10 protein-coding genes and 1 tRNA gene are annotated in these 10,536 nt (G+C 67.1%); 10 read left to right on the top strand and 1 reads right to left on the bottom strand.

The window, feature by feature from the left end:
- The first annotated feature begins 109 nt into the window (after positions 1 to 109).
- The 10 genes from RVF83_RS16305 (at position 110) to RVF83_RS16260 (ending at position 10,160) form a co-directional block, all read left to right on the top strand.
- Positions 110 to 1,492: an LLM class flavin-dependent oxidoreductase gene (locus RVF83_RS16305; protein WP_005199430.1), complete on the top strand. Its 1,383-nt coding sequence runs from the start codon at positions 110 to 112 to the stop codon at positions 1,490 to 1,492.
- A complete protein-coding gene (locus RVF83_RS16300) occupies positions 1,489 to 2,688 on the top strand; it encodes a monooxygenase (RefSeq protein ID WP_005199431.1) in 1,200 nt (399 codons plus the stop codon). Before RVF83_RS16305 ends, RVF83_RS16300 begins: the two co-directional genes overlap by 4 nt.
- A 380-nt stretch (positions 2,689 to 3,068) precedes the next feature.
- On the top strand, positions 3,069 to 3,644 hold the full coding sequence (locus RVF83_RS16295) for a recombinase family protein (protein WP_005199432.1): 576 nt from the start codon (positions 3,069 to 3,071) through the stop codon (positions 3,642 to 3,644).
- Positions 3,641 to 3,943: a hypothetical protein gene (locus RVF83_RS16290; RefSeq protein WP_005199433.1), complete on the top strand. Its 303-nt coding sequence runs from the start codon at positions 3,641 to 3,643 to the stop codon at positions 3,941 to 3,943. Before RVF83_RS16295 ends, RVF83_RS16290 begins: the two co-directional genes overlap by 4 nt.
- 23 nt (positions 3,944 to 3,966) lie before the next feature.
- The gene (locus RVF83_RS16285) at positions 3,967 to 4,254 is read left to right on the top strand and encodes a hypothetical protein (protein ID WP_005199434.1); all 288 of its coding nucleotides are present in this window, start codon (positions 3,967 to 3,969) and stop codon (positions 4,252 to 4,254) included.
- A gap of 81 nt (positions 4,255 to 4,335) precedes the next feature.
- Complete coding sequence (locus tag RVF83_RS16280) at positions 4,336 to 5,436, top strand: ATP-binding protein (RefSeq protein ID WP_039880695.1); 1,101 nt, start codon at positions 4,336 to 4,338, stop codon at positions 5,434 to 5,436.
- 357 nt (positions 5,437 to 5,793) lie between these two features.
- Positions 5,794 to 6,225: a chorismate mutase family protein gene (locus tag RVF83_RS16275; RefSeq protein WP_005199436.1), complete on the top strand. Its 432-nt coding sequence runs from the start codon at positions 5,794 to 5,796 to the stop codon at positions 6,223 to 6,225.
- A gap of 1 nt (position 6,226) precedes the next feature.
- A complete protein-coding gene (pabB, locus tag RVF83_RS16270; protein WP_039880697.1) occupies positions 6,227 to 8,341 on the top strand; it encodes an aminodeoxychorismate synthase component I in 2,115 nt (704 codons plus the stop codon).
- The gene (locus tag RVF83_RS16265) at positions 8,338 to 9,210 is read left to right on the top strand and encodes a prephenate dehydrogenase/arogenate dehydrogenase family protein (protein ID WP_005199438.1); all 873 of its coding nucleotides are present in this window, start codon (positions 8,338 to 8,340) and stop codon (positions 9,208 to 9,210) included. Before pabB ends, RVF83_RS16265 begins: the two co-directional genes overlap by 4 nt.
- A gap of 2 nt (positions 9,211 to 9,212) precedes the next feature.
- Positions 9,213 to 10,160, top strand: coding sequence for a diiron oxygenase (locus RVF83_RS16260; RefSeq protein ID WP_005199439.1), 948 nt, complete (start codon positions 9,213 to 9,215; stop codon positions 10,158 to 10,160).
- A 50-nt stretch (positions 10,161 to 10,210) separates the two neighbouring features.
- Here the strand turns inward: RVF83_RS16260 and RVF83_RS16255 are convergent.
- A tRNA-Pro gene (locus RVF83_RS16255) sits at positions 10,211 to 10,284 on the bottom strand.
- Between the last annotated feature and the right edge of the window lie 252 nt (positions 10,285 to 10,536).

The following is a 10,536-nucleotide window of genomic DNA, read 5'->3' as shown; positions in this document are numbered from 1 at the left end:
GACCCGCGGTCAGCTCGTACGGTAGCGATCGACGCCGTCGACGTCAGTCATTGGATTCACCCTGAGCACAAGGACGCACCGATCGAGGGGCGAAAGTACCGTCGTCCGGGTGTCAGAGCCAAAACCCTTGCGTTTCGCCGCATTTGTGATGAACACGACGTCCCACATCCTGCACGGGGCGTGGCGTGCCCCCGATGCGCGACAGACGGACTTCAACTCCCTCCAGCACTGGATCGACCTCGCAAAGACGTTGGAAGAGGCCAGATTCGATTTCATCTTCTTCGCTGACGTCGTCGGACTCTACGACGATTACCAGGGCGACTGGAAGAAGTTCGTCGACACCGGCCTGCAGATCCCGAGCAACGATCCGCTGGTTCTCGCCTCCGCGCTCGCATCACACACCGAGAACCTGGGCATCGCCATCACCAGTTCGATCCTGCAGGAACACCCCTTCGATTTCGCCCGCAAGATCTCCACGCTCGATCACGCCTCCAACGGACGCATCGCGTGGAACATCGTCACCAGCCTTTCCCAGAACGCCTGGCGCAACTTCGGATACGACGGCATCACCGCGCACGACGACCGCTACGCGTGGGCCGAGGAGTACGTCGATGTCGTCTACAAGCTCTGGGAGGGCAGTTGGGATGACGGTGCCCTCATCCAGGACAAGGTCCGTGGCATCCACGCCGATTTCGACAAGGTCCACAAGATCCATCACGTCGGCGACCGTTACCGCGTCGAGGGACCGCATCTGGTCGCACCGTCGCCGCAACGCACACCGGTGCTGTTCCAGGCCGGCTCGTCGCCCACGGGCCGTCGGTTCGCCGCACGGAATGCCGAGGCGCAGTTCATCGTGTCGCCCACACCGCAGGCGGCCAAGGGCCTCGTCGAAGACACCCGTCGTCTGGCCGCCGGGGCAGGTCGCGATCCGCAGGACATCCAATTCTTCCAGGGTCTTTCGTTCGTCATCGGGAGCACCGAGGAGGAGGCACGGCGGAAGGCAGCCGAGCTCGATGAGTACATCGACCCGAGCACGATCATCGCCCACTCGGCGGGTGGTCTCGGGTTCGATCTCGGGTTTTACGACCTCGACACCCCGATCGGCGAGATAAGGACCGAGGGCACGCAGAGCACGCTGCTGTGGCTGCGCGAGGCCGTGCCCGACCGTGAGCCGACCGTTCGCGACCTGGCCGAACTGCGCAGTCGCAGCGGACGCGTCGTCGGCACCCCGGAGCAGATCGCCGATCGCCTGGCGGAATGGCGAGACGCCGGTGTCGGCGGCATCAACGTCATCAACGCGACGATCCCGAACAGCTACATCGAGTTCGCGGAGCACGTCCTCCCGGTGCTGCGCGAACGCGGGCTGGCTCAACACGAGTACGCGCCGGGCACGAGCCGGCGCAAACTGACCGGTCGGGACACCCTTCCGGACACGCATCCCGCCGCGGCCTACCGTGGCGCGTTCGCCGGGAAGGTCGAGGTGCCTGCATGAGCGTCCTGACCCGCGTCATCTCCGATCGTTCGACGATCCTGTCCGAGATCGCGGCCGACGCCGCCGCGCGCGAACTGACCGGTATCGACCCGCATGCTCAGGTGCGACTCCTGAGTGAATCCGGTTACACCGCCCTGACTCTCGACGAAGTGTCCGGCCCCGGCGCCGGGGCTCCCGAGCTGTTCGAGTTCCTCATCGATCTCGCCCGTGCCGATCCGATCGTCGCCCACATCCTGCGCGCGCACTTCTGGTTCGTCGAGCAGATCCGCCGATTCCCCGACGGCCCCGTACGCGACCGCTGGGCCGCAGAGATCGCGGCGGGAAAGGTGTTCGGCAACGCGACCAGTGAACGCACCGGGAACGCGGGTTCGCTCTCGTTCCGGACCGAACTGCGTGCCGTCGACGGCGGGTGGTTGCTGACCGGGGCCAAGTTCTACAGCACCGGCACCGCATTCTCGGACTACGTGTCGGTCACCGCGACGGTACGCGGCGGCGAGTTCGACGGTCAGGTCGCTCGGGTCGTCCTGCCCGTCGACCGCGACGGTGTCACCATCGTCGACGACTGGGACGGGATCGGCCAGAATCGCACCGGTACCGGCACCACCACCCTGGACAACGTCCGAGTGGCGGCCGACGACGTCCTCGCCTTCACCAACCCGTCCTCGACCACCGCGGTCGCCAACGACGGACCGTTCCTTCAGCTCTACCTACAGGCACTGATCACCGGAATCCTGTTGTCGGTCAGCGACGATGCGACCGCACTTCTGCGGTCACGCACGCGAACCTTCGACCACGCCCCCGCCGGGTCACCGCGCCACGACCCCGTGCTACTCGGCACAGTCGGCGAGATCGACGCGGCCGCCCACGTCGCGCGGGCGGCAGTCCTGGACGCCGCACGGACCATCGAGGAGGCGTTCGCGCCGGCACGCAGCGGCGTGATCGAGCCGGACCTGTTCGTCAAGGCTTCCATCGCAGCAGCACGGGTCAAGGTCCACGTCGACCGCGTCGGACTGCGTGCCGCCGCCGACCTGTTCGACGTCGGCGGCGCGTCGTCGGCCAGTCGGGCCAAGAACCTGGACCGGCACTGGCGCAACATCCGTACGGTCACGCTCCACAACCCGACCTCGTACAAGGCGATCGCCCTCGGCGACCTCCTGGTCAACGACACTCCCCTGCCGGCGAACGGGTACTTCTGACCCCTCGCTGGGGTGCTACGAAAATATGAGTCACACCCCCCAGCTCCCTCAAGTGTGAAGAGCGAAAGCGACGAACCACGAAGGGCCTGGCGACATTCCGTCGTCAGGCCCTTCGTGCTGTAATCCATCCCTTCCGGATTCGGCTGTCGATCCGGTTGCGATCTGCGTCGGCGGCCGTGACAGAACACAACCTGATCGGACCCCGGTCGCGTCTCGAAACTTATGAGACCCTGTTTTGCGACAGTGTGTCGCAAAACAGGGTCAGGCTGGCGTATTTCGCGAGCGGATCTCGAATTCTCGGCGTGTCTCAGAATCTATATCGAGACTTTTGAGATAGAGTTCAGCTCGTGACGGATGAAGCGAGAGGTGGCGCACCGGGGATGTCCCTCGGATACGCGCGCGAGACCCCGGGAGCGCACGCTCTCGGGCCACAGATCGATGCACTGACCGAGGCGGGTGTGGATCCGGGTCGGATCTACACCGACGCCGCCGACCGGGCGCAGCCCGCAGACCGTCGGGCGGGGATGGTTGCCCTACTGGACTATGCGCGAGCCGGCGACACCACGGTGGTGGTGGGCATCGACCGACTGGGCCGTAACATCCGCGAGGTCATGGCCATCACACGTGAACTCGCAAAACGACGCATCGGTCTCCGCTCGTTACGCGAGGGCATCGACACCGATGATCCGACCGGCGCGATGGTCGTCGGCGTCCTGGCATCACTGGCCGAGCTCGACGACCCCTCCCCCGCACTCACCTCGGCGAGGCCGCTGACGACGACGCACCGGCGATCGCCGTCGACGGTCGGCCGACCCCGCGTCCTCGACGACGAGCAGGTCCTCCGCGCCGAGCAGATGCGAGCCGCAGGCGAATCCGTGCCACGCATCGCCCAGACGCTGGGGGTCAGCCGTGCGACGCTCTACCGCACACTCGCCGAAAGGCGCACGGTCCGTTGACGAATCACGAGAACGAACTCCCCGAACTCGACATCGTCACCGAGTACGGCGTCGTCACCCGACTGCCCACCTCCTTCCCGATCTACGACGCCGACCTCGACGAGCACCTCGATCCCGATCTGTTCCAGAAGGGCTTCGAGGATGCGGAGGCCGCGCTGTGCGCCCTCCCGGCACCGTGGGCACGTCAGCTCGCGTCGTCGACCCTCGACTGCCCGCCGGACCCGGACGACGAGGAACCCAGCTACACCCGCGGCTACCGCGCGGCCCTGTACGGGCACCTGCGGCACGCCGGCAAGTGACCATCGACAACACGGAGGACGCCATGGGCACGGGTTCGCACGGCGAGGTGCAGCAGGACGACGGACGGTTCCGGGTCACCCGGTGGACGATCGAGCCGGGTGGCGCCATCCCCATGCATCGACACGAACACGACTACGTCGTCGTGCCGCTCGTCGACGACACGATGTTTGCCGTCGCACCGGACGGTTCGGAGATCGCCGCCGAACTCCGGATCGGCGAGAGCTACACCCGGCGCGCCGGTGTCGAACACCGCGTGGAGCACCGGGGTTCGACGAACACCATCGTCTTCATCGAGGTCGAGCGGCTCTGACCGCTCTCGGCGACAAGTCCGGCACACTCCGCGCGGCACTGCGAGTCGGTCCCCGGCCCGTCGACGCCGTATTCTTCTGGCGTGGTTCAGCTGACAGTGGGAAGCCATCGCGACGACGCGACGTCCGACGTCGTCCTCTCCGCACACAAGTTCAACCGGCACACCTTCTGGTGCGGCCAGAGCGGTTCGGGAAAGACCTATGCACTCGGGGTGGTGCTGGAGCAGTTGCTGCTGAACACCCGACTGCCGCTGCTCATCCTGGACCCGAATGCCGACTTCACCCGGCTTCCGGAGACGCGGGACACCACCGACCCCGAACTCGCCGCGGCCATCGCCGCATCCGACATCCAGGTGCTGCATTCGACCCGACGTGATCTCCCGCAGTTGCGGGCACGGTTCACCGATCTGCCGCTGACCGCGAAGGCCGCCGTCCTGCAGCTGGATCCGATCGCCGACGCCGACGAGTACAACGTCCTGCTGCACGCCGACGCCGTGCTCAGCGGCGGCGGTGCCGACACACCCGATCAGAGCACCTACATCTCCGCGCTGCGCGCCTCCGACGATCCCGGCCACCAGCGGTTGGCCAAGCGGATCGAGAATCTCCAGGTCCTGGACTGGGACCTGTGGGCGCGGGGCGAGGTCGCGGCCACCGACATCATCGACGGACGCCCGCAGGCCACCGTGCTCGATCTGGGCGGATTCGCCCACCCGGCAGAACCCAAGGTGGCGGCGCTCGCCGTGCTCGAACACCTGTGGGCGCATCGCGAAGAGCGGCGGCCCGTTCTCATCGTGATCGACGAGGCCCACAACATCTGCCCACCCGTCGCCACCAGCGCGGTCGAGCAGGCCCTCATCGACCGCGTCGTGCAGATCGCCGCCGAGGGACGCAAGTTCGGACTCTGGCTCCTCCTGTCGACGCAACGGCCGACGAAGATCCACCCCAACGTGTTGTCCCAGTGCGACAACCTGTGCCTGATGCGGATGAACGCGCCGCGCGATCTGGCCGAACTCGCCGACACCTTCGGGTTCGTCGGCGAACACATGCTGGCGGAGTCGCCCGACTTCCGGCAGGGCGAGGCTCTCTTCGCGGGCGGGTTCATCACCACACCCACGTTCACCCGGATGGGTGCTCGGATCACCGAAGAGGGCGGCGCCGACGTCGGAGTGCCGCTGCTCGCCTGAGGCGTCCACAAGCCGACACGCCCCGAGCCGTGCGGATTCGGAGCCGGATCCCGGGTTGTGCCACCACCGTCGGCCCCGGTCGTCGGCCAGAAGGAACCGCCATTGAACAAGTCCGATAAAACGGACGTCCGACCATCCGATCGGATGACGGTGACGGTACGGTCGTTGGCGAATCGTGATCTCGCGGTGATGCTTACGCCCTCGTGGTGCGCATGGTCGGTGCGACCATGGACCGAGTCGGGGGTTGCGGTTCGCGAGGGCGGACCGGGCGCAGTGTCAGATCGGGCCCGCGTCGCGTATCAGCGGTTCAAGTCGGCGGGCCGCACTCCCCTTCGGACAGTGCAAGGTGGTCGAGCGGTGAACGAATCGACGGGCAACAACGGGCAGACGGTGACCGAGGGCAACCTCGGCGAACGAGAACTCGCGGACCTCCGTGCGGAACTGGACACGATCGACAATCGGCTGCTCGACGATGTCCGTGCCCGGATCGAGGTCTGCACGCGCATCGCGTACCTCAAGGAGCGCCACGCCATTCCGGTGATGCAACCGCGTCGCGTCGGCGCGGTGCACGATCACGCTCACCGTTACGCCCTGGATCACGGACTCTCCCCGCAGTTCCTGCACGATCTCTACGACCTGCTCATCTCGGAGACCTGCCGGGTGGAGGACCGCATCGTGGAGACCGCAGAACTGCGGACGCACGGCGCTCCGGTCGAGCACGCGGGGCGCGATCGCGTCCCGGCCCGGCGGACGGCCGCGGACGGCGCTACCGACACCAGCGTGGGCTGAGGTGGGCGCGGTGCGGACACTGCTGATCGACAACTACGACTCGTTCACCTACAACCTCCACGCTCTGTTGACGGAGGTGAACGGCGAAGAGCCGGTGGTCGTCGCCAATGATGCGCCATGGTCGTCGGTGAATCTGGCGGCATTCGACAACGTGGTGGTCTCCCCCGGTCCGGGGCGTCCCGACTGCGCCCGCGACTTCGGGATCAGCGGGCGGGCCCTCACCGACAGCGGACTTCCCGTGCTCGGAGTGTGCCTGGGGCACCAAGGGTTGTGTCACCTGTTCGGAAGTCCGGTGGTCTCGGCGCCGGAGCCTCGGCACGGACGGATCAGCGCGGTCCACCACGACGGTCAGGGCCTGTTCGCTGGCCTTCCGTCTCCGTTTCGGGCGGTGAGGTATCACTCGCTGGCGGTGCGGGAGGTCCCGGCCGAACTGGAGGCCCAGGCGTGGTCGGACGACGGCGTTCTGATGGCGGTGCGACATCGGGGACTCCCGTTGTGGGGGGTGCAGTTCCATCCGGAGTCGATCTGCACGGAGTACGGGCGGGAGTTGCTGGCGAATTTCGCCGCGGCCACACCGGTGCGAGCGCGGCGACCGCGACCTCCGGTGTCGAGAACCACCGCCGAGGAGCAGCCGGCACCGATGAAGCCGGCACACGACTTCCGGGTGCGGTCGGAGCGGGTGGACCGGGTCGTCGACCCGTCTGCGGTGTACGAGCGCTTGTTCGCCGACGGACCGAACAGCTTCTGGCTCGACGGGTCGGCGGCCAACGAGGCGGGAAGCCGGTTCTCTGTGATGGGTGACTGCTCGGGCCCACGCGCCGAGTACGTGACCTACCGGGTCCCGGAAATGACGGTGCGAGTGGACCATTCGGACGGTACCGGGGAAGAGATTCGCAGCACCTTCTTCGAGTATCTCGACGCCCGGTTGCGGGAGCGGTCGGTGGCGCCCCGGCCGGACTTGCCGTTCGGGTTCTGCCTCGGTTACGTCGGTTATCTCGGCTACGAACTCAAGGCGGACACCGGCGGCCAGTTGGCGCACGCTTCGGAACAGGCCGATGCGGCACTGGTGTTCGCGGACCGGGCCGTCGTGATCGATCACGAACGCGGGTTCGCCTACCTCCTCGCCCTCGAACCGGTGAACGGCGCGGCGGCCGGCACCATCGACCTGGAGACGGCGCGGTGGTTGCACGAGACGGCGTCGGCCATCCGGGAGCTGCGGGACCACGACTCCGACCCGGTCGTGACCGCTCCCCCGCTGGTCCAGGAATCGCACGAGGTGCCGATCCTGTTCCGGCACGACCACCCGACCTACCTGAGGCTCATCGAACAGTGCTTGGCAGAGATCCGGTCCGGGGAGTCCTACGAGGTGTGTCTGACGAATTCGGCGACCGTGCACCGCAGCCTCGACCCGGTGTCCGGCTACTCCTGCCTCCGCGAGATCAGCCCGATGCCCTACAGCGCGCTCCTGCAGTTCTCTGGGTTGTCAGTGCTCAGCGCGTCCCCCGAACGGTTCCTGAAGGTGGGTGCCGATCGCACGGTGGAGTCGAAGCCGATCAAGGGCACCCGGCCGCGGTCGGCGGATCCCGTGCAGGACGAAGGATTTCAGCACGACCTGCGCCACAGCGAGAAGGACCGGTCCGAGAACCTGATGATCGTGGATCTCGTCCGCAACGACTTGTCGCGGGTTTGCGAACCCGGTTCCGTGCACGTGCCCTCGCTGTTCGACGTCGAAACCTATTCGCCGGTACACCAATTGGTGTCGACGGTGCGCGGGACGCTGCGTGAGGGAGTGTCCGCGGTGGACTGTGTGCGGGCGGCGTTCCCGGGCGGGTCGATGACCGGGGCGCCGAAGATCCGCACGATGGAGATCATCGACAAACTCGAGGCCGGTCCGCGGGGGGTGTATTCGGGTGCGATCGGCTACTTCTCGCTGACCGGAACCGCCGACCTGTCGATCGTGATCCGCACCATGGTGGCCACTGAATCCGAGGTGACCTTCGGGGTCGGGGGTGCGATCGTCGCGCTGTCGGACCCGGAAGACGAGTTCGAGGAGACGATGGTGAAGGCACTGTCGATGCGACGCTGCCTGTCCGTCGCCGACGAGAGTGGACCGTGACCTCATCACCTGGTCCCGGTGCCCGGTCGGTGGTCGTGGCCGGTGGTGCGGGGGCGGTCGGCGCGATGCTCGCAGACCTGTGGCGCGGTGACGGGGACACCGTGCACGTTCTCGACGCCCGCGCCGGCGACGACATCCGATTCCCCGAGCGGGAGGCGGAGGTACGACTCCGGGAGGCCGACGTCGTCGTACTCGCGGTCCCGGAGGATGTGGCGCTCGAGGCCATGAAGTCGGTGAGCCCACTGCTGAGACCGACGGCGCTGCTGGTGGAGACGCTCTCGGTGAAGTCCCGGTTCTCCTCCGCCGTTGCCGAACTCGCCGGTGACGGCGACCGCGGCGGCCCGATTGCCGGGATCAACCCGATGTTCGCTCCGTCCCTCGGCCTTTCGGGCCGTACGGTTGCGGCCGTCGTTCATCGGGACGGCGCGGGCGCGGATCGCCTTCTCGATGACCTCGCGCGGTGGGGCGCACGGGTGAAGATCACGACCGCGGACCGGCACGACCATGTCTGTGCGGCGGTACAGACCCTCACCCATGCGACGGTCCTGGCGTTCGGGCACGCGCTCGCCGACCTCGGGGTCGACGCCGACGAGGCCGCCGCGATGGCCACCCCGCCGTTCATGACGATGTCGGCGCTACTGGCACGGATCACCGGCGGCACACCCGAGGTGTATCGGGACGTGCAGGCGTCGAACCCGTCCGCACCAGCCGCACGAGAAGCGTTGGCGCGCGCCGTGTCCCGGGTCTCCGCCGCGTCCGCAGGCGACACCGAGGATTTCGTCGAACTGCTCACCGAGGCGGGCGGCCCGTTGGGCGGTTACGCAGACGAGTACGCGCGACTGTGTGCGCGGATGTTCGGGGGGTTGTAGTCATGACCGGCCACCTGCCCGAGCACGACACGTCCGACCCGGTGGAGTCGGCGGTCATCGCGGGTCTGGTACGGAGCTGGCCGCGGCGGGCGACGGTCCGGCGCACCGAACCCGAACTCGACATCCCCACCATGGACGACCTCTACGACGACGCCCGCGACGACTATCCCGAGGTGCTGCTCCCGTTCGCGGGGCATCCGACCTGGGAGCGACTCGACGAGGACGTTCGGACCCGCGTCCGGGCATGGGCGTGGATCGCCTACAACAAGAACGTCGTCGACATCGAACAGGATGTCGTGACACCCGGTTTCGGGCTGCTGTTCCGGGACGTGTTCGGCACCGGCTTCTCCGACGCCGACCGCGCAGCGGTGGTGCAGTCGATGGTCGACGAGGAGTACCACACCCTGATGCACCTGAACGCGTCCGCGCTGACTCGGCGTCGCCGCGGCTGGGCACTGTCGGACTCGACATTGCCGGAGTCGTCGACCGCACGCCGGCACCGAGAGTCGTTCGCGCAAGCAGAGTCCCCGCGAGCAGCGGCGCTGACGACCCTGGCATACGCAACGGTCGCCGAGACCTCCATCGCCGACTACCTGAGCCTGATCGCCGGCGACCGGACGATTCAACCGGTGCACCAGGCCACCATCGCGCTCCACCGCCGCGACGAGCGGGCACACGCCTCGGTGGCCACCGAGATGATCGCTCTGGTCCATGACAAGCTGGACCCCGACGACCGGAACATCTTGGCGCGGGCACTACGTGACGGTGTCGACGCGTTCACCGCCACCGACGGCGCCGTCTGGTCGGCGATCCTGGCCGCGGAGCAGGTCCCGGGCGCAGAGCAGATGATGCGTGACGTCGCCGAGGACCCCGAACGTCGGCGATTCCTCCAGGATTGCAGCGCGATCGACGGGTTGCTCGTCCGGTTCGGTGAGCTCGAGCATCGCTGAGGCCGGAGGCACAAACAACAATGGCCAGCACAACTGTGCTGGCCATACTGTCGGGCTGACAGGATTTGAACCTGCGACCACTTGACCCCCAGTCAAGTGCGCTACCAAACTGCGCCACAGCCCGTTGTCTCTGGACCTCTCGGTCTTTCGACTGCCCACCGGAGCGGGCGGATTAAAGACTAGCCGACGAGTGCTGTTCTGTACCAATCGCCTGGTCAGAGGGGGTGTCCCCGGACTCGTCGGCTGCCGACGGTCAGTTGGTCGAGGAACGCTTCTTGAACCAGATCCAGCCGCCGGTGACGATCAGCGCTCCGACGAGCACCAGTAACCAACAAAGCCACCCTTTTTCGGTAAACGCTCCAGCCGACGAGGGGGC

Source organism: Gordonia rubripertincta, from assembly GCF_038024875.1.
GTDB classification, from domain to species: domain Bacteria; phylum Actinomycetota; class Actinomycetes; order Mycobacteriales; family Mycobacteriaceae; genus Gordonia; species Gordonia rubripertincta.
The sequence above is the reverse complement of the archived record's forward strand: the minus strand, read 5'-3'. Positions and strand labels throughout refer to the sequence as shown.

What these genes read in the sequence shown, in the direction of transcription:
- RVF83_RS16300 (WP_005199431.1), top strand. Translation starts at nt 1,489, where the DNA reads ATGAGCGTCCTGACCCGCGTCATCTCCGATCGTTCGACGATCCTGTCC.
- RVF83_RS16295 (WP_005199432.1), top strand. Translation starts at nt 3,069, where the DNA reads ATGTCCCTCGGATACGCGCGCGAGACCCCGGGAGCGCACGCTCTCGGG.
- RVF83_RS16285 (WP_005199434.1), top strand. Translation starts at nt 3,967, where the DNA reads ATGGGCACGGGTTCGCACGGCGAGGTGCAGCAGGACGACGGACGGTTC.
- RVF83_RS16260 (WP_005199439.1), top strand. Translation starts at nt 9,213, where the DNA reads ATGACCGGCCACCTGCCCGAGCACGACACGTCCGACCCGGTGGAGTCG.